General features: G+C 38.7%; 21 protein-coding genes. 7 read left to right on the top strand and 14 right to left on the bottom strand.

Annotated features, from left to right (window positions below; all coding sequences use genetic code 11):
* Positions 1 to 78: 78 nt before the first annotated feature.
* The 5 genes from pflB to BMX30_RS18330 form a co-directional block, all read right to left on the bottom strand.
* Positions 79 to 2,304, bottom strand: a complete 2,226-nt coding sequence (pflB, locus tag BMX30_RS18350; protein ID WP_090749135.1) for a formate C-acetyltransferase — start codon at positions 2,302 to 2,304, stop codon at positions 79 to 81.
* 419 nt (positions 2,305 to 2,723) lie between these two features.
* Positions 2,724 to 3,176, bottom strand: a complete 453-nt coding sequence (locus BMX30_RS18345; protein ID WP_090749035.1) for a cupredoxin domain-containing protein — start codon at positions 3,174 to 3,176, stop codon at positions 2,724 to 2,726.
* Positions 3,177 to 3,403: 227 nt separating this feature from the next.
* Positions 3,404 to 4,060: a molybdate ABC transporter permease subunit gene (modB, locus tag BMX30_RS18340; RefSeq protein WP_090749033.1), complete on the bottom strand. Its 657-nt coding sequence runs from the start codon at positions 4,058 to 4,060 to the stop codon at positions 3,404 to 3,406.
* Between the two features lie 7 nt (positions 4,061 to 4,067).
* Positions 4,068 to 4,847 (bottom strand): molybdate ABC transporter substrate-binding protein, encoded by a 780-nt coding sequence (modA, locus tag BMX30_RS18335; RefSeq protein WP_090749031.1) that lies wholly within the window; start codon positions 4,845 to 4,847, stop codon positions 4,068 to 4,070.
* Between the two features lie 97 nt (positions 4,848 to 4,944).
* On the bottom strand, positions 4,945 to 5,196 hold the full coding sequence (locus tag BMX30_RS18330) for a YkuS family protein (protein ID WP_090749029.1): 252 nt from the start codon (positions 5,194 to 5,196) through the stop codon (positions 4,945 to 4,947).
* 110 nt (positions 5,197 to 5,306) lie between these two features.
* Between BMX30_RS18330 and BMX30_RS18325 the strand changes: the two genes are divergently transcribed.
* Positions 5,307 to 5,441, top strand: coding sequence for a YuzL family protein (locus BMX30_RS18325; protein ID WP_211482086.1), 135 nt, complete (start codon positions 5,307 to 5,309; stop codon positions 5,439 to 5,441).
* Between the two features lie 44 nt (positions 5,442 to 5,485).
* Here the strand turns inward: BMX30_RS18325 and BMX30_RS18320 are convergent, their stop codons facing one another.
* The gene (locus BMX30_RS18320) at positions 5,486 to 7,102 is read right to left on the bottom strand and encodes an ABC-F family ATP-binding cassette domain-containing protein (protein WP_090749027.1); all 1,617 of its coding nucleotides are present in this window, start codon (positions 7,100 to 7,102) and stop codon (positions 5,486 to 5,488) included.
* A gap of 300 nt (positions 7,103 to 7,402) precedes the next feature.
* On the opposite strand from BMX30_RS18320, the gene BMX30_RS24135 reads away from it, so the two are divergent.
* Positions 7,403 to 7,537: a hypothetical protein gene (locus BMX30_RS24135; RefSeq protein ID WP_280139988.1), complete on the top strand. Its 135-nt coding sequence runs from the start codon at positions 7,403 to 7,405 to the stop codon at positions 7,535 to 7,537.
* A gap of 153 nt (positions 7,538 to 7,690) precedes the next feature.
* Here BMX30_RS24135 and BMX30_RS18315 read toward each other — a convergent pair whose 3' ends face one another.
* From BMX30_RS18315 to BMX30_RS18305, 3 genes are all read right to left on the bottom strand, one after another.
* Positions 7,691 to 8,290: an SCO family protein gene (locus BMX30_RS18315; protein ID WP_090749025.1), complete on the bottom strand. Its 600-nt coding sequence runs from the start codon at positions 8,288 to 8,290 to the stop codon at positions 7,691 to 7,693.
* A gap of 48 nt (positions 8,291 to 8,338) precedes the next feature.
* On the bottom strand, positions 8,339 to 9,040 hold the full coding sequence (locus tag BMX30_RS18310) for a Crp/Fnr family transcriptional regulator (RefSeq protein WP_090749023.1): 702 nt from the start codon (positions 9,038 to 9,040) through the stop codon (positions 8,339 to 8,341).
* Positions 9,041 to 9,262: 222 nt separating this feature from the next.
* Positions 9,263 to 9,433 (bottom strand): XapX domain-containing protein, encoded by a 171-nt coding sequence (locus BMX30_RS18305; protein ID WP_090749021.1) that lies wholly within the window; start codon positions 9,431 to 9,433, stop codon positions 9,263 to 9,265.
* Positions 9,434 to 9,561: 128 nt separating this feature from the next.
* On the opposite strand from BMX30_RS18305, the gene BMX30_RS18300 reads away from it, so the two are divergent.
* From BMX30_RS18300 to BMX30_RS23640, 4 genes are all read left to right on the top strand, one after another.
* Positions 9,562 to 10,734 (top strand): MFS transporter, encoded by a 1,173-nt coding sequence (locus tag BMX30_RS18300; RefSeq protein WP_090749019.1) that lies wholly within the window; start codon positions 9,562 to 9,564, stop codon positions 10,732 to 10,734.
* A gap of 108 nt (positions 10,735 to 10,842) precedes the next feature.
* Positions 10,843 to 11,055 (top strand): YozQ family protein, encoded by a 213-nt coding sequence (locus tag BMX30_RS18295; RefSeq protein WP_090749017.1) that lies wholly within the window; start codon positions 10,843 to 10,845, stop codon positions 11,053 to 11,055.
* Positions 11,056 to 11,204: 149 nt separating this feature from the next.
* A complete protein-coding gene (locus BMX30_RS18290) occupies positions 11,205 to 11,717 on the top strand; it encodes a DUF3231 family protein (RefSeq protein WP_090749015.1) in 513 nt (170 codons plus the stop codon).
* Between the two features lie 13 nt (positions 11,718 to 11,730).
* On the top strand, positions 11,731 to 11,889 hold the full coding sequence (locus BMX30_RS23640; protein WP_170843932.1) for a hypothetical protein: 159 nt from the start codon (positions 11,731 to 11,733) through the stop codon (positions 11,887 to 11,889).
* 150 nt (positions 11,890 to 12,039) lie between these two features.
* Here BMX30_RS23640 and BMX30_RS18285 read toward each other — a convergent pair whose 3' ends face one another.
* The 5 genes from BMX30_RS18285 to yhfH form a co-directional block, all read right to left on the bottom strand.
* Positions 12,040 to 12,519: a PaaI family thioesterase gene (locus BMX30_RS18285; protein ID WP_090749013.1), complete on the bottom strand. Its 480-nt coding sequence runs from the start codon at positions 12,517 to 12,519 to the stop codon at positions 12,040 to 12,042.
* A 65-nt stretch (positions 12,520 to 12,584) separates the two neighbouring features.
* On the bottom strand, positions 12,585 to 12,827 hold the full coding sequence (locus BMX30_RS18280; protein WP_090749011.1) for a transcriptional regulator SplA domain-containing protein: 243 nt from the start codon (positions 12,825 to 12,827) through the stop codon (positions 12,585 to 12,587).
* A gap of 28 nt (positions 12,828 to 12,855) precedes the next feature.
* A complete protein-coding gene (locus BMX30_RS18275) occupies positions 12,856 to 13,041 on the bottom strand; it encodes a hypothetical protein (protein ID WP_090749010.1) in 186 nt (61 codons plus the stop codon).
* 803 nt (positions 13,042 to 13,844) lie between these two features.
* Positions 13,845 to 13,967 (bottom strand): hypothetical protein, encoded by a 123-nt coding sequence (locus tag BMX30_RS24130; protein ID WP_280139987.1) that lies wholly within the window; start codon positions 13,965 to 13,967, stop codon positions 13,845 to 13,847.
* Between the two features lie 99 nt (positions 13,968 to 14,066).
* Positions 14,067 to 14,198 carry a protein YhfH gene (gene yhfH, locus BMX30_RS18270; RefSeq protein WP_090749008.1) on the bottom strand — a complete coding sequence of 44 codons (132 nt, stop codon included), beginning with the start codon at positions 14,196 to 14,198 and terminating at the stop codon, positions 14,067 to 14,069.
* 266 nt (positions 14,199 to 14,464) lie between these two features.
* Between yhfH and BMX30_RS18265 the strand changes: the two genes are divergently transcribed.
* Positions 14,465 to 16,639 (top strand): PAS domain S-box protein, encoded by a 2,175-nt coding sequence (locus BMX30_RS18265; RefSeq protein WP_244532653.1) that lies wholly within the window; start codon positions 14,465 to 14,467, stop codon positions 16,637 to 16,639.
* The last annotated feature ends 47 nt before the right edge of the window (positions 16,640 to 16,686 follow it).

Here is a 16,686-nt window from a genome sequence, read left to right as displayed (position 1 = left end):
TGAAAAACCCCTTTCAAAAAATTAGGAGGCCCCCCTTATCGGTGGGGGAGGGACTCCTAAGTGAATTATTTTGATCTGTTACATCGTATCATGGAATGTACGGTTGATGACGTCAAGCTGTTGTTCACGAGTCAGCTTGATGAAGTTAACTGCATATCCAGAAACACGGATGGTCAATTGTGGATATTCTTCTGGATGCTCCATCGCGTCTAACAGAGTTTCTCTATTAAAGACGTTGACGTTTAAGTGGTGTCCAGTTTTGGCAGCATAACCGTCAAGGATAGCTACAAGATTTCTAGTTTGAGCTTCTTCTTCTTTCCCAAGTGCTTTTGGTACGATTGAGAAGGTATTAGAGATTCCATCTAGTGCATATTCGTATGGCAGCTTCGCTACAGAAGATAGGGAAGCAAGGGTTCCTTTAGTATCACGACCATGCATTGGGTTGGCACCTGGTGCGAATGGTTCGCCTGCACGACGTCCGTCAGGAGTATTTCCTGTTTTCTTACCATAGACCACGTTAGAAGTAATCGTAAGGATAGACATCGTGTGCATGGACCCACGGTATGTTGGATGCTTGCGTAACTTCTTCATGAAGTTTTTAACAAGCTCAACAGCGATGCTGTCAACGCGATCATCGTTGTTACCGTATTTAGGGAAATCGCCTTCCGTTTCAAAGTCAACAGCAAGACCGTTCTCGTCACGGATCACTTTTACTTTCGCATGTTTGATGGCACTTAGAGAGTCCGCAACAACACTTAGTCCTGCGATACCAGTAGCCATTGTACGTAAAACTTCGGTATCATGAAGCGCCATTTCAATGCGCTCATAGCTGTACTTGTCGTGCATATAATGAATGACGTTTAAGCTATTGATGTAGAGACCTGCAAGCCACTCCATCATATTATTGAAGCTTTCCATTACTTCATCATAATCTAATACATCAGCAGTAATTGGTTGGAATTTAGGTCCGACCTGAATTTTTAGTTTTTCGTCTACGCCGCCATTGATTGCATAAAGTAGAGCTTTTGCAAGGTTGGCACGGGCGCCAAAGAATTGCATTTGTTTACCGATTTCCATAGCGGATACACAGCAAGCAATACCGTAATCATCGCCGTATTCTGGACGCATGATATCATCGTTTTCATATTGGATTGAGCTTGTTTTGATTGACATTTTCGCACAATACTTCTTGAAGTTCTCAGGAAGCTGAGTAGACCAAAGGACCGTTAAGTTTGGCTCTGGAGCTGGTCCAAGATTATCAAGAGTATGCAAGAAACGGAAAGAGCTCTTTGTCACGAGTGCGCGTCCGTCAAGTGCCATACCACCGATCGATTCTGTTACCCAAGTTGGGTCACCACTGAATAGTTCGTTGTAATCAGGTGTTCTTGCAAATTTAACAAGACGAAGCTTCATGACGAAATGGTCGACAAGCTCTTGAGCTTCTTCCTCTGTCATAGTACCGTTTGCAATGTCGCGCTCAACATAAATATCTAAGAAGGTAGATACACGGCCAAGGCTCATTGCTGCACCATTTTGTTCTTTAATCGCAGCTAGGTAAGCGAAATATACCCATTGGAATGCTTCTTTTGCGTTTGTCGCTGGTTTTGAAATATCAAAGCCGTAGCTTTCAGCAAGTTTCTTTAATTCGTTTAACGCACGGTATTGTTCAGAGATTTCTTCACGAAGTCTGATTGTGTCTTCCGTCATCACACTGCTAGTGGATTCATGGTCCTTTTTCTTTTGCTCCATAAGGAAGTCAACACCGTAAAGGGCAACCCGACGGTAGTCGCCGATGATGCGGCCACGGCCGTAAGCATCTGGAAGGCCTGTGATGATTCCAGCTTTACGGGCAAGGATCATTTCTTTTGTATAGGCATCAAATACACCTTGGTTATGCGTTTTACGGAAATCAGTAAAAATCTTTTCAACTTCCTCGTTTAACTCATAGCCATAGGACTCAAGGGCAGCTTTTGCCATTCTAATTCCACCATAAGGCTGCATGGAGCGCTTAAATGGCTCATCTGTTTGTACGCCGACAATGGTTTCTTTATTTTGATCAAGGTACCCAGGTCCGTGTGATGTAATCGTTGAGACAATTTCGGTATCCATATCATAGACACCACCATTGTCGCGTTCTTTTTTCGTTAATTCCATCACTTGCTTCCATAGAGCGTTTGTTGCATCCGTTGCGCTAGCTAGGAATTCTTCATTCCCGTTATATTGTGTAAAGTTTTTGAGTATAAAGTCACGAACATTGATTTCCTTCTGCCATGTTCCGCTTGTAAAACCTTTCCATTGTTCCATTTTTTCTTCTCGAACTAATGTTTTTACCATTTCACTTCACCTCGAAATAACGTTTTTTAAATATATAACAGTTGCTACACTTTTATCATACTACGGATGAAACAGATTTGCTGTGACGATTCTGTGAAATTATGAACAACGTAGAAAATTAAAGGGTTTTTATTTTTGATAATGAGTAATAAATACAATCTGTACTATAATTGTTTACTGGAGTTCTAATTCTGTTATATAGAAGTATAAGGCTAATCTTTCTTATGCCTGTTGATATAACTAAATTATAACAAACAATGTTTGCACGGTTTTAAGCTGGTTATGAACCTTTTGTGAAAAGAAGTGATTAAAAACACAAAAAACAGGAAAGAGCTCCTGTTTTTGTGTAGTAAGTATGATGTTAGGTGGTGTGAAGGATTAGCAATTGGTTAATCCACCACAATATAAGCAATCATAGGTCCGTTGTTGTTTTTATCTTGATGAGTTAAACAAATTAACCGATAGACTCCTTCTTTTTTAAATTGAAGTGGAACAACTGTTTCTTCCCCTTTTTTTACTGTGCCTTTAATGTCGGTCCCTTCAATTTCAAAAGGGTGCTCCATCCCATTGATGCCGTAAATTTTAAGAGCTACTTTTTCATCCTTTTCAAGAAAAACGACTCCTGGATCCCAGCGATAGGATTCAATTTCCTTTCCCGCTTCTGTAACCGTTTTAAATTCACCTGTAACTAGATGAACTTCCCGCATATTTTCCACAACCTCCGGGGTCGCAACGGTCTTCGCATCCGGAGAGCGCAGAAACCATAAGGAGGCACTTGCTGCCATAATTACCAAGATGATTGCCAAATATAAATATTGCCTTTTGATTATATAAAAACGCATCGACTCACCTCCTCTAACTTGTCCTTGGTCTATCATATGCGCACCCATAGGTAAAACTTGTCTACTATTTTGTGGACCGAAGTTTGGAATGAATAACGAGGTGGACGAGGTATTGTCATCATAGAAAAAACTCGCCAAAAATGGACGAGTTTTTTGTTCGGCACCTATTGGTACCACTGGAATTTTGAAAAATACACGGAACTGAATCACTCTTTATGGACGCCCTATCAAGAGTGTAGAAATCTAGTTGCAAGGAGCATGAAAAAGGAAATAACCATAATTACACTCACCCATAGCCAAGCTAACTCCATGTTCCCAGATTCAAATGCGACATAGATAGCTGTCGGCATGGTCTGTGTCTTACCAGGGAGGTTCCCAGCAAACATCAACGTAGCCCCGAATTCACCTAGTGCACGTGCAAAGCTCAAAATCACCCCAGCGGTAAGTGCCTTTATCGATAATGGCAAGGTGATAAAGAGAAACACTTGCCATTCACTAGCACCATCGATACGACTGGCTTCTTCGGCTCCTTTATCTACTGAAAGGAACCCGGTCTTTGCCGATTGATACATCATTGGAAAGGCAACTACGGAAGCCGCGATTACGGCAGCCGGCCAGGTGAACATAATCGGTTGCCCTAGGAGCTGTTCAAGAGAAGAGCCAATCCAGCTATTTCTCCCAAAAATAATGATAAGTAAAAAGCCTACAACGGTAGGGGGGAGCACCAAAGGAAGTAATAATAAAGTTTCTAAGATAATTTTTCCTTTGAAATTTTTCGCGATCATCCACTTTGCCAGAAGGACGCCTAAAATAACGACAATTATCAATGCGACAGCCGCTGTTTGCAGTGACAAGAGGACGGGAGACCAAAATTGAATATTCATGATAAGCCTACCTTACTAATTCAAAGCCGAATTTTTTAAATATCTCAATAGCACTCTCGGTTTGAAGGTAATTAAAAAAGTTAATCGCCTCGTCTTTTTGTGTACTGGTACTGAGGACACCCACAGGATAGACAATTGGATTGTGGAGGCTGGTGTCAATTGTTGTAACCATTTTGACCTTCTTTGATACAAGAGCATCTGTTTTATAAACAATGCCCGCATCGACGTTATTGGTTTCTACATAAGAGAGGACCTGTCTAACATCCTTTGTGGGAATGATTTTTCCTGATAGCTTGTCCCAAATCCCCATGTTTTCCATAGCTTGCTTCGTATATTGACCGGCCGGGACTGTTTCTGGAGTCCCGATAGCAATTCGTGATATTTCATCTGAGACAAGGTCTGAAAAATCCCTCATTTCATTTGAAGTTCCAGTAGGAGTAATCAATACTAGTTCATTTGAAATAAAATCACTACTATAGTCCGCATCAATTAAGCCGCGCTCTAAGAGTTGGTTATATTTATCTTCCGCAGCTGAAAAATATAGGTCAACGGGTGCCCCTTGGAGAATCTGTTGTTGTAATGAACCTGAGCCACCGAAATTAAATAGTAGGTTAATGTCATGATTTTTTTCTTCTTCATACAGCACCTCAAGCTCTGAAAGAACCTCCGTCAGGCTAGCTGCTGCAGAGATTGTTATTTCAATTTGTTCATTGTTTTGTGTCTGTGGTGAACAGCCAGATAGAGCAAGGAACAGGAAGAAGCTAAATATAGAAAGTAATTTGTTCATTTAATATATTCATCCTTGAACGTTTAATATTGATACTTTTCCTATTATAACGAAGTCCAAATAAAAAAACTGCCCCCAGTGGGCAGTTTTTAAAGAATTATTGTTGTCTGCCAAACCTTTGTTCAACTTCCTGGCAAACTTCATCTGCTGAGAGGCCATTTGCTTCGATAACAGATCCTTGAGTTATAGTATCTTGCATGCCCATAATATTTGAGTCTAGTCCACTAATAACACAACAATCACAGCCTTGGGCATCGTTCTCTTGCTTAAGGTCTACAACGTCATATCCTTTTTCGCGAAGTGCTGCTGAGACATTGCTAAGGGATTGCTCTACGCCAACTTTCGTCATATGTAACACCTCCTCCGATTCTAAGGTCTCCTTGAATGGAAACAATTATTCGTTACTCACTTGTATAAATACATTGTTAGAAAGTGAAAAGTAAGTAGGGAGGTGTGTAAATGATGTCTAAACGTAAAGCGAACCCAGCAACTATTGGACTGAACTCTTCACAGGTAGAAGGACAGGGAACGACCAATCATGAAACCGGAAAAGTAAAGGCTCCATCATCTAGAAATAAGCAGAAACAAGACTAGGTAATAAAAAAGAGCTCGGAACAAAAAATCCGAGCTCTTTCCCATTAATACATTTTTGCAACTTGCTGTTGAATCTCCTGATTTTCAAGGTATTCATCATAAGTCATTTGTTTATCAACCAATCCGGATGGAGTTAGTTCAAAGATTCGATTGGCAATCGTTTGAACGAACTGATGGTCATGGGAAGAGAATAACAGGGAACCTTTATAATTGATTAGCCCGTTGTTCAATGCCGTAATTGACTCCAAATCAAGGTGGTTGGTTGGTTCATCAAGTAATAAAACATTAGAACCTGATAACATCATTTTTGAAAGCATGCAGCGTACCTTTTCTCCACCGGAAAGTACACTTGCTTTTTTCAATACTTCGTCACCTGAAAATAACATTCTACCAAGGAATCCGCGAAGGAAACTTTCGCTATCATCTTTTGGAGAGAACTGTCTTAACCAGTCAACTAAGCTTAGATCAGACCCTTCGAAGTATTGAGAGTTATCCTTCGGGAAGTAGGCTTGAGAGGTTGTAATCCCCCATTTAAAGCTACCGCTGTCCGGCTCCATTTCACCCATAAGAATTTTAAATAAAGTCGTTTTCGCCAGCTCATTGCTACCGACTAAAGCGATTTTATCCTCTTTATTCATGATGAATGAAAGATTATCGAGTACCTTAACCCCATCAATGGTTTTCGTTAAACCATCTACACGAAGTAAATCATTGCCGATTTCGCGCTCAATCGCAAACTGAACGTATGGATAACGGCGAGAAGACGGTCTAATATCATCAAGTGAGATTTTATCTAGTAGTTTTTTTCTAGATGTTGCTTGCTTTGACTTAGATGCATTTGCACTAAATCTGGCAATGAACGCTTGGAGTTCTTTGATTTTTTCTTCTTTCTTCCGATTCGCATCTTGTGTCAATCTAGATGCCAATTGACTAGATTCATACCAGAAATCATAGTTACCAACATAGATTTGAATTTTACTGAAATCTAGGTCCGCGATATGAGTACAAACTTTGTTTAAGAAGTAACGGTCATGGGAAACGACAATAACCGTGTTCTCAAAATTAATTAGGAATTCCTCAAGCCATTGAATGGCTTGGATATCCAGGTGGTTTGTTGGTTCGTCTAATAACAAGACATCAGGTTTTCCAAATAATGCTTGTGCTAGAAGAACTTTCACTTTCTCCGCACCATCTAGGTCAGCCATTTTCTTATCATGAAGGTCTTCGCCAATCCCTAAACCTTTTAAAAGGATGGCTGCTTCAGAGTCAGCTTCCCATCCATTTAACTCTGCAAATTCCCCTTCAAGCTCAGCAGCCCTCATACCATCTTCATCGGTAAAATCAGCTTTCATGTAGATAGCGTCTTTTTCCTGCATGATTTCATACAATCTTGCGTGACCCATAATGACCACTTTAATCGCTTCTACCTCTTCATATTCAAAGTGGTTCTGTTTTAAAACAGCAAGGCGCTCGCCAGGAGTAAGATGAACATTTCCAGCTTGTGGTTCAATCTCTCCAGAGAGGATTTTAAGAAACGTTGATTTCCCAGCTCCATTGGCACCAATTAGTCCGTAGCAATTTCCAGGAGTGAACTTAATATTAACATCTTCAAAAAGTTTACGATCACCATATCGTAAACCCACATTATTAACTGTAATCATTTAAAGCCTCCATTTATAATTATCCAAAGCATTATACCATATTGTCGGATACAACGTGAATGGTTTGGAAGAATCTTGATGATAAAAGAGGTTTTTTTATTGAATTTAAGGGGGAATACATGTTCTGGGGGTGAAACAGATTTTTTGAAAAAGAGGGTCTGTTAAAATGAAGGATTTTATAAGGAAGTAAAAATTATGATGGAAGCAGATAATTTTTTCAATTTTTTTGCTCATCTTCACACATTTTTCAAATTTATGATGTAAAATGAATTCAAACAGGTAGTTAAAGGGGTTTTTGCGATGGCGAAAAAGCAGCTGGTCGATTTTGTGAACCGTCTGAGAGAGTCAGGGATAAAAGTCAGCTTTACGAAACCAAAGTCTGAATTTTTCTCTCTTCAACAGGCTGAGAAACATCCGACTGTCAATTCACATTAATTGAACTTCCCCTTTAAGATGTTTGGGGATTCTGTTGCATTCTATACTTAATAAAAAAAGCGTGAGATGACATTTCATCCCACGCCTTTTTTATGTATATTGCTTTATTGGACTTCAGGGCAGGAATCCACAGCCCTAAGCAGGAAAATATGGTTAGATTTCTTTCATGATTTTATCAAATACTTCATCTTTATTAAATTCAATGCCCATTGGAAATTTTTTAATATATTTGTTATTTTCATCAATTAAATACGTGAAGGTAGTATGGACAAAAAAGCCATTTCCTGGGTCGCGGTACTGAAATTGGAAGGTATCAGCGAGTTCTCTAATTTCTTGTTGCTCTTCCTTTAACTTATTCGGATCTCCCGTTAACATTAACCACTGGTCATCATCCTCGATTTCAAAAGCATCCATATACTTGTGCATGACTTCGGGTGTATCACGATAAGGGTCGATTGTCACAGTAATAAACTGAACTTTATCTCCGTAAACCCCCTCAGCTTCGAGGTCTTGTTTTAGTAGTTTCATTTTTTGAGTGGTGGTTGGGCAAATATCAGGACAATGAGTATAAATAAATTCAACAAGCTTTAATTTCTTATCTGCATCACCGAAACGATAGTCTTCTTGTTCGTGAGTAACAAGGGTAATGTCCTCTGGTATTTGCGCATTCGCATCCCTAAGCACAAAAAATGAAATCCCGGAAGCGATGCCAATAAAGACAATTAAACTGCAGATGATATAGATTTTTTTCATAAGCGACCAGCTCCGTTTCTATTATTGATCAATAAATAACCTCCGTATTTATTCAATATTGCAATACTCAATCGGGCAATTTTCACAGTCAATCTCTGCTTTTAAATAATTGAGGTTATGAACAACAATCTTCTTTCTTTCTACCGAAATAATTCCTTCATCACGGAGCTCGCCTAGCATTCGACTCACACTTTCCCTTGCTGTACCGCAATAGTTAGCCAAATCCTGATTGGTTAAGGATACATCGATATAGATTCCATCTCCACGGAGAACGCCGTAACTGTTACAAAGACGAATAAGTGTTGAATAAAGTGCCCCTTTTTTTCCATTAAGGACAAGATCACGGAACTTTGTGATGGTTTTACGAATGTGATCGTTCATCCATTTCATATATTCATAGGCAAGTTGGCTATTACTGAAAAGGATTCGCTCAAGGTCCTCAATGTTAATTGCGGCTGCTTCTCCAGATTCTACAATTTTTGCATTAAATAAATACTGAGGATCGACCGTAAATAGGGTAAGCTCGCCAACTATATCATTGTGGGTACATAAGCGGAGCGTCAATTCTTTCCCTTCTGCATTCATCTTCGAAATTTGTACCTTTCCAGATAGAAGGATATACATTTCTTTAGCTGGTTGGCCTTCTTGGAATAAAAATAAGCCCTTTTTTAATTTTACTTTTCTATTCGTATTTTTTAACAATTCCCCTAACTCGTAAGAAAGAGCACTTTTATATTGTTTGTTGACCATTTTCTCCCACCTTTTCGAGTTCCTTTTTCCCCTTGAAAAATTCGCGCGCCAAAGTTATCTATGTACATTAAAAAGAAATGTTTACACTAGGTCAATAGAGAAAATATGAACATTCTTTGATTTGTGCAAAACAAGATGGAAGCGTCACATTTCGTTCATTTTTATCAACAAAAAAATAAAAGATGGAAGCTTATACAGAATATCTGTTTAAGCTTCCATCTTTTAACCACGGAAATAGGATTGTATCCAGTCGCCGACGATTCCTCCCAAATAAACACCAACGATTCCGATTACCCCAGCTAGTACAGGTGGGGCAGGAATGGGAAGTTTAATCAACTTAAAGAGAATTCCTACAAAAAGTCCGGCAAATAATGATAAAATCACTTCTTTCATTAATAACACCGCCCTTTACCTTAGAACTGAACGAGTTCACTAATATAATTTGGTTAAAATGGTTTTTCCATAACCAGAAAATAATGGTAGAATAAGACGTTATGTTGGGATTTTTTGGGGGAAATATCATGAAAAATAAGAGTTTAACTAATTTAAAATGGTTTTATCTGTTAACTTTTTTCGGCGTTGGGAGCATTTCTCCACTGCTAAGTGTCTATTTTAGTGAAGTCCAAAATCTAAATGGATACCAGGTGGGGACTTTACTCTCCATTGGTCCAATAATGATGATCTTTTTTCAGCCGATATGGGGCATATTGGCTGATTTAAAAAATGCTCATCACAAGTTACTGATGATCACCACATTAATTGCAGGAATAGCAGGTCTAGGGTACTTGGCTTTTGGTGGCTATTATTGGTTTTTGTTTGTTGCGATTATTTTAGGGGTCTTTCAAAGTGCGATTATTCCACTCTCTGATAGTATTTCAATTCAGTATGCGAACAGAGTGAAAGTGAATTATGGAAATATAAGACTTTTCGGTTCATTAGGGTTTGGATTAGCCGTCTTCGTCATGGGATGGCTTTCAGAGTTTTCTCCGGATGTGATTTTTTATGCCTTTTTTATTGTGTTAACGATTGCGGCGTTCTTGTCACTATCGCTTCCAAGAGAGAAACCATTAGAGACAAAGGTTAACCTCTTTTCGGGAGTGAAAGATTTATTGGCGATACGGAGATTTGTCGTGTTTTTACTGATTACCTTTTTAATATTTGGACCGAATTTGGCGAATAACTTTTATTTTAGTTTGTTTATTGAATATAGCGGGGGAACTTATACAGGCATAGGGATTGCGTTTCTGCTTGCGGTTTTATCAGAAATTCCTTTTATGAGGGTAGCCGGAGCTTGGATTCATAAGCTTGGCCTGCTGCAAGTGGCACTAATAGCTGGAGTGGCTTCTTTAGTAAGATGGTTGTTTTATTTTTTAGAACCAGGAATTGGTTTAATTTATGCAACAACGATTATCCAAGGCTTCTCACTGGGCTTATTTATTCCAGCTGGCATTCAGTATGTTCGTGAGGTTTCTCCGATTACAATGACAGCAACAGCGGTAACTTTGTATTCAGCAATTGGAAATGGGTTCGGAAACTGGTTTTGTACATTTATAAGCGGCATGATTTTTGAAGAATTTTCAATCTTTGCTGTGTACTTATTTTTTGGTGCAATGTCTTTTATTGGCGTAATTCTAACTGGGTGGCTGATAAGGCTTGAGAAAAAACAGCCAATAGTAATGAATGCTATATCCTGACGAGTACAGCCCTTAGTAAAATAAACCATCTGTTATCATAATTTTCCCTGTATGGTTTTTCTGCAAAAGAAGAAAGTAACAGTAGGTGCAGAAAGGAGGAACAGATGAATGGCTAATAACAAAGAAAACAAAGAATCCTTAAAACTGGCGGGGCGCCAGTACCATACAAAGGATTATGATCGTCAAGATGAACTTTCATCAGGGCTTGCGATGACACATGAACAAGTAAGTGATGTTTATTCTGAAGGAGAAATCTTGGCAACGATTGATAATACGGATGATGGGAAAGAAATAGAAATTCCCCGAAAAGGGTACGAATGATTCTTTTACACCTTCATATTTGAAGGTGTTTTTTCTTGTTTAGAAATTTGTCACTCATTCCCTTACATGAAAGCTTCCCAGCGATAGCATAATATTATTGCCACCGTCAGAGAAGGGGCGTATTGATGTTCAAACTAAGGGGGATGTTAATGGGCATTTTAAGTGGAAATCCAAAAGAAGAGCCAATGCATTATGGTGAGGTCTATGCAACATGGGTGCATTTAAGTGCAGCAAAGGCTTGTGTGGCATCGTACGAAACACTGATTAACCATACAGGGGATGAGGATTTAAAAAAATTGATTCAAGATGTCCTCGAAGATACTTGTAAGCCAGAAATTGAAGAAATAGAAACCCTTTTGAAAGATCATGGTGTAGGGCAACCACCAACACCCCCAGAACGTCCGGAAGCGTGTTTGGAAAATATTCCGGCTGGTGCAAGGTTTTTAGATCAGGAAATTGCCATTAAGGTGAGTGGGGACTTGGCTGCTGGGCTTGTCAGCTGTAGTACCGTTATGGGGCAATGCATTAGAGAAGACATTGCGATGATGTATGCGAATTTCCATGCGAAAAAAGCTCAGTTAGCGGGTAAGGCATTAAGGCTTCTGAAGGATAAAGGATGGCTCATCCCTCCGCCACTTCATATTGATAAAACCGATTGTTAGGAAGGGGAATTCCATGTCAAAACAAGGTGAATTTCAAAGCAATGAGTCACAGTATAAGATGCCGAATGCCCTTAAACAAAAGAAAGATTTTGTTTATCGGGTAGGATACACTGCGACCACTGGAAACCAGACGGGTGGTAAAGAAGAACCTGGCATGAGATCCGACCTATAGAAGGAAAGAGGAGCTGTCACTTCGCAATGGTGACAGCCCTTTTGTTCTGTTTAAGTATTGGTTTGTATGATGGATTGCAGTCTGAGAGGAGGTGGAAATGGGAAATATAAACATCTATACATACTTGATAACTATTCTAACATCGGCGCCTTACTTGTTTAGAAAAGTACTAGGGGCAACAACTGCGATGACTTCTCCTGTAGCCACAAGCGTTTCGTTTGCGTACACTTCAGTTTCTATTTTCCACTTTTTAGGATGGATTTCTACCCCTTCTCCATAAGCTTTTAATACTACTTCCTGCGGAGTGGGCTTTCTAAAATCTACATGAAGTGACGCTGTTACAAACCTTGGCGGCTCGATTCCATCACCGATTTCATGACCGTTTTTTCGATGCAAGTAAATAGAGGCGGAGCCTGTTCCATGGCAATCAATTAGCGAGGCAACAACACCGCCGTATACAAAACCAGGGATTGCCATATGTACACGATTAGGTTCAAAAATGGTTAACGTCCTTTTACCATCCCATCCAGTTCTAAACTGGTAACCGCTTTCATTTAAACGGCCACAACCAAAGCACCAAGAGTAATCATCGGCATAATCGTCTTGAATCGCATGTAAAATCTTGTCCAAAAAAATCCCTCCTTTATTAGAATATTTTAACATATTCAAAAGGAGGAAAAATTATTTATATTAAATTATTCTAATCCGTACACGTCTTCGTAAGCCTTTTTCGCTGCCTCTTCGCTCGCAAATAGTGCATCGTCGTCTTCGATGACATGAAACGTTTCATTTAGGAATAACGCTAGGGAGTTTTCATCTCTTGGATGTGGAACAATTTCTGCTGCTTTAATGTTCGCGACTGTTGGGACATGGGGATTTCGGTAAATGACATAAACCTCGTCCCCTGATTTGATTTGATTTGGTTCAAGTGTATCCATTGTTTCCCTCCTTATCTTTTATTTGGTATTAGAGATTTTCATTTTGTTGCCTAATTTCATCACCTGTGAGCATGATGTTTGCTGTTTCAATCTCACGGTGCTCATCGATGGAATCCCCAGGAATTTTACTGGCGTTTGGGGACATACCCCCATAAGAACTAGGAGGAGCCATTTCCTTCTCTTTAGGATCTTTTCGCTTTTCGTTATTCTTCATATTAAACAACTCCTTCTATGGTTAATCTTTACCGTTGTAGTGGTGCATATTCGAAACCATATCCTTTCAAGTTTTCCCAAAATGAAGATGGTAGATTTCACTATTTTGTAACAATTCTGGCATTTATAACGGATAAAAAGGGTTATAATAAAAGTGTAAAGAAAAACAAAATAACTTAACACTTTAGGAGGCTCAACCATCATTGTTCGTTCCGTAATGGTGAACGAAGAAACATTGTTCTATTGCTGTATTGTAAGCGATTGCAAGTGTGGTGATCAAAAGCTATGGAAGTTCACCTAGCTAAAGATTTTAATCTAAGGCAAGTACTTTTCTTCAAGTATTAGAAAATTCCAGTGACTAAAGCACCGTTTCAATGCTCTAAAATCCAAAAGGAAAAGAGTGAAAGTCCTGCCTATCAAGGTACCATAGTCAGAATGCTAGCTCTTAACCAAAAGAATCCTGTTACTAAATGGAAATCGTGATGAACTTTTTAAAAGGGGTTTCATCATAAGGGAAATTTAGAAATAGTATTTGGGATTAAAAAGCAGTAATACTTCTAACTAAAAAGTAAGTTTAGCTAGAAGGAAAGGGTTGTAGAAGCATGAAGGAAGCCTTTTAATACTAGAATGAAGTATGGTGAACCTTTTGAGTAGGTGCCTTCGAAAATCGGAAACGATTTAATTCGGACTCCAAAGCTATTTGAATCCAACACCCTCTAAACCGATTGGCTACAATCAGGTAAGGAAAATGAGTCTCGCGGTGATTATACCGCATGTAAAAAAAGAAGAATTCATACTTTTTGATCAGGAATGAATCGAAAAAGAATGGACATTCTTCTGCGGAACAGCATACATCGGCTGAACCGCCCAGGTGATTATCCGGAAGGGTATCATCCCAAGGCGCTTAGGAAGTTTAGCTGGTGCCATGGTTGGGTCTCCTAAGGTGTTAAAGAAAGAAGCTCCGATTTATCGGAGCTTCTTTCTTTGATTAATAAACCCTATAGCCACTATGCTATCGGGTTTTTGCTATTCTATCTTTTTTGCAAGGCATCTTTCGCATTCCATTAAATAAGATTCAGCCTGTTCCTCAACGTGTTGACCGCATTCTGGACAAACCTTCTTTGGTAAGGATCTAAAAAATTCAACTGGGTTCATCATTTTTGTACCACTCCTTATCTTTTATAATACAATTTATTATCTGTTATGCTGTTATAGTACAGTATAAACAAAATAAACAAATTTGTGTAGGCTTTTTTGAAAAATTCTAAAATATATAATTAAAGGGCTTCTGTGGAAGGGTAAAGGGGAATGTCTTCTTTTTGTCAAGGTGTTAAAGTGGCGATTTTCTTACAAAATTGATATATTTCACTTTCCATCCTTCCTGGTTTGTCATACAATCAAACTAAATACAAATTAAATGGGGAATGATGCTGAAAATGGGAACACTAGAATTATCATTTAACCCTGTCCTATTAGTTGTAGCTATACTTCTAACAATGATGGCTTCATATACAGCCTTAGATCTTTTTACTTTGATTAAGACCTCTGTTAAAAATAAACGGTTATTATTTTTAGGTGCATCTTTTTCACTTGGTATTGGAATATGGGTTTTAAATTTTTTCGGTATTTTATCTATGAATGTTACTGGTGATGCATCTTATCAAGTACCCATCAATATTCTTGCTATCCTTTTAGGGATTATCTTTACTGCCATGGCTTTTTTATCCTTGTCAGTTGATGAAATAAGAACTCGAAGTTTACTTTTGAGTAGTTTGTTTATGACCATAGCCATCGTGGCCGTCCATATTATTGGAATGTTTTCGATGAATGTAGGCTTTCGTTATCAACCGTTCATCTTAATTGTTGGATTAGTACTTGTCTTTAGTTCTTTTCTGTTTTCATTTTGGATTCTTTTCTATGCAAAGAGTTTTTCGCAGTCAAGTCATGTCTGGCTAAAACCACTTACGGCTCTTGTAACCACGGGCGCTATTGTTGAAGGGCATTTATTGCTCACTCGAGCAACGACTCTTTACTCGATTAACGATGAAATGGTCCATAGAATCACGATCCCTGAATCGCTTATCGGCTATATTATCTTGTTTGTATCTGTGATCATCCTAGGTGGGTTGATTACTTCGAGTGCATTGATGAGCAAAAGATTGGCCGTGAGTGACACGGATTTGAAGGATATTACAGATGCTTTAAATGTTTCAACCATTGTTGCGATTACGGACCCAAAAGGGAACATTACTTATGTAAACGATAAATTTGTTGAGATTTCAAAATACACCGAAGCCGAACTAATTGGCGAGAACCATTCAATTCTAAATTCCGGGTACCACTCTAAAGAATTTTTTAAAGAAATGTGGGCTACCATTGGTAAAGGGAAAAAGTGGAAAGGTGAGATTCGAAACAAAGCAAAAGATGGATCCTATTATTGGGTAGATACGACGATTGTTCCGTTCCTCAATCGAAAGGGAAGGCCATATCAGTATGTTTCCATACGTTCGGATATTACTAGTCGTAAAATGGCTGAAGCAAATTTAAAGGATACACTGAAGGAAGTTAGTGATTATAAATTTGCAATTGATCAGTCGGCCATAGTCGCCTTTACGGATGAAAAAGGAATCATTAGAAGTGTAAATGATAAATTTGTGGAAATCTCACAATACTCACGTGAGGAGTTAATTGGCCAAGACCATCGCGTCTTAAACTCTGGTTTTCATTCTAAGGAGTTTTTCAAAAACTTATGGAGAACGATTGGAAATGGACAGGTATGGAAAGGCGAAATTCGAAATAAGGCGAAAGATGGATCCTTCTATTGGGTAGATACGACAATTGTCCCGTTTTTAAATGAATCAGGAAAACCTTATCAATACTTAGCAATTAGGAATGATATCACTGAACGGAAAAAGTCTGAAGAGCTAATTCATCGTCAAGATAAGCTTGCAGCTGTGGGACAATTGGCTGCTGGGGTCGCACATGAGATACGCAATCCATTGACTTCAATGAAAGGATATGCGGAGTTTCTACAACTAGATGAAGAAGATCCTGAGCGCCGGGAGTTTATTGATATTATTCTTGATGAGATTGACAGGGTTAATAATATCGTCGAAGAGTTTATGTTACTTGCAAAGCCAAAAGTTGTTGAATTAGAAGAAAAGAATATAATTCCGATCCTTAAAAATATTATTTCTTTGCTGGAATTTGAGGCGAGAAAGCGCAATGTAAAACTTCATTTGGATTTGAATGCAGATATTGTTCAAATTGAATGCGATGAAAACCGCCTTAAACAAGTGTTTTTGAATTTCATTAAAAATGGGATTGAGGCAATGCCATCCGGCGGTGATTTAAATGTCAAAGCTGAAGTCATCAATAGCAATATTGAGATTTCGATTCAAGATACTGGAGTTGGTATTCCTCCTGAAACACTTAAAAAGATTGGAGAACCATTCTACACCACAAAGAAAAACGGAAACGGTCTCGGTCTTATGGTTTCGTTCAAGATCATTGAGAGCCATAACGGGAAAGTTTATATTGAAAGTGAACAAAATAAAGGCACAACCTTTAAAATATTATTGCCAGCGAAAACGGCTTAAGACAGGTCCCCCTCGGGTTCCTGTCTTTTTTTGTAAGAATACTTCAT

Origin of the sequence: Mesobacillus persicus (assembly GCF_900109925.1) — a bacterium.
Lineage (GTDB): Bacteria > Bacillota > Bacilli > Bacillales > Cytobacillaceae > Mesobacillus_B > Mesobacillus_B persicus.
Note: the sequence above shows the minus strand (reverse complement) of the source record. Positions and strands in the feature narration are given on the sequence as shown.

Excerpts from the sequence above, each read along its gene's own strand:
- pflB (WP_090749135.1), bottom strand. The coding sequence starts at position 2,304 with ATGGAACAATGGAAAGGTTTTACAAGCGGAACATGGCAGAAGGAAATC.
- BMX30_RS18345 (WP_090749035.1), bottom strand. The coding sequence starts at position 3,176 with ATGCGTTTTTATATAATCAAAAGGCAATATTTATATTTGGCAATCATC.
- modB (WP_090749033.1), bottom strand. The coding sequence starts at position 4,060 with ATGAATATTCAATTTTGGTCTCCCGTCCTCTTGTCACTGCAAACAGCG.
- modA (WP_090749031.1), bottom strand. The coding sequence starts at position 4,847 with ATGAACAAATTACTTTCTATATTTAGCTTCTTCCTGTTCCTTGCTCTA.
- BMX30_RS18330 (WP_090749029.1), bottom strand. The coding sequence starts at position 5,196 with ATGACGAAAGTTGGCGTAGAGCAATCCCTTAGCAATGTCTCAGCAGCA.
- BMX30_RS18325 (WP_211482086.1), top strand. The coding sequence starts at position 5,307 with ATGATGTCTAAACGTAAAGCGAACCCAGCAACTATTGGACTGAACTCT.
- BMX30_RS18320 (WP_090749027.1), bottom strand. The coding sequence starts at position 7,102 with ATGATTACAGTTAATAATGTGGGTTTACGATATGGTGATCGTAAACTT.
- BMX30_RS24135 (WP_280139988.1), top strand. The coding sequence starts at position 7,403 with ATGGCGAAAAAGCAGCTGGTCGATTTTGTGAACCGTCTGAGAGAGTCA.
- BMX30_RS18315 (WP_090749025.1), bottom strand. The coding sequence starts at position 8,290 with ATGAAAAAAATCTATATCATCTGCAGTTTAATTGTCTTTATTGGCATC.
- BMX30_RS18310 (WP_090749023.1), bottom strand. The coding sequence starts at position 9,040 with ATGGTCAACAAACAATATAAAAGTGCTCTTTCTTACGAGTTAGGGGAA.
- BMX30_RS18305 (WP_090749021.1), bottom strand. The coding sequence starts at position 9,433 with ATGAAAGAAGTGATTTTATCATTATTTGCCGGACTTTTTGTAGGAATT.
- BMX30_RS18300 (WP_090749019.1), top strand. The coding sequence starts at position 9,562 with ATGAAAAATAAGAGTTTAACTAATTTAAAATGGTTTTATCTGTTAACT.
- BMX30_RS18295 (WP_090749017.1), top strand. The coding sequence starts at position 10,843 with ATGGCTAATAACAAAGAAAACAAAGAATCCTTAAAACTGGCGGGGCGC.
- BMX30_RS18290 (WP_090749015.1), top strand. The coding sequence starts at position 11,205 with ATGGGCATTTTAAGTGGAAATCCAAAAGAAGAGCCAATGCATTATGGT.
- BMX30_RS23640 (WP_170843932.1), top strand. The coding sequence starts at position 11,731 with ATGTCAAAACAAGGTGAATTTCAAAGCAATGAGTCACAGTATAAGATG.
- BMX30_RS18280 (WP_090749011.1), bottom strand. The coding sequence starts at position 12,827 with ATGGATACACTTGAACCAAATCAAATCAAATCAGGGGACGAGGTTTAT.
- BMX30_RS18275 (WP_090749010.1), bottom strand. The coding sequence starts at position 13,041 with ATGAAGAATAACGAAAAGCGAAAAGATCCTAAAGAGAAGGAAATGGCT.
- BMX30_RS24130 (WP_280139987.1), bottom strand. The coding sequence starts at position 13,967 with ATGGCACCAGCTAAACTTCCTAAGCGCCTTGGGATGATACCCTTCCGG.
- yhfH (WP_090749008.1), bottom strand. The coding sequence starts at position 14,198 with ATGATGAACCCAGTTGAATTTTTTAGATCCTTACCAAAGAAGGTTTGT.
- BMX30_RS18265 (WP_244532653.1), top strand. The coding sequence starts at position 14,465 with ATGATGCTGAAAATGGGAACACTAGAATTATCATTTAACCCTGTCCTA.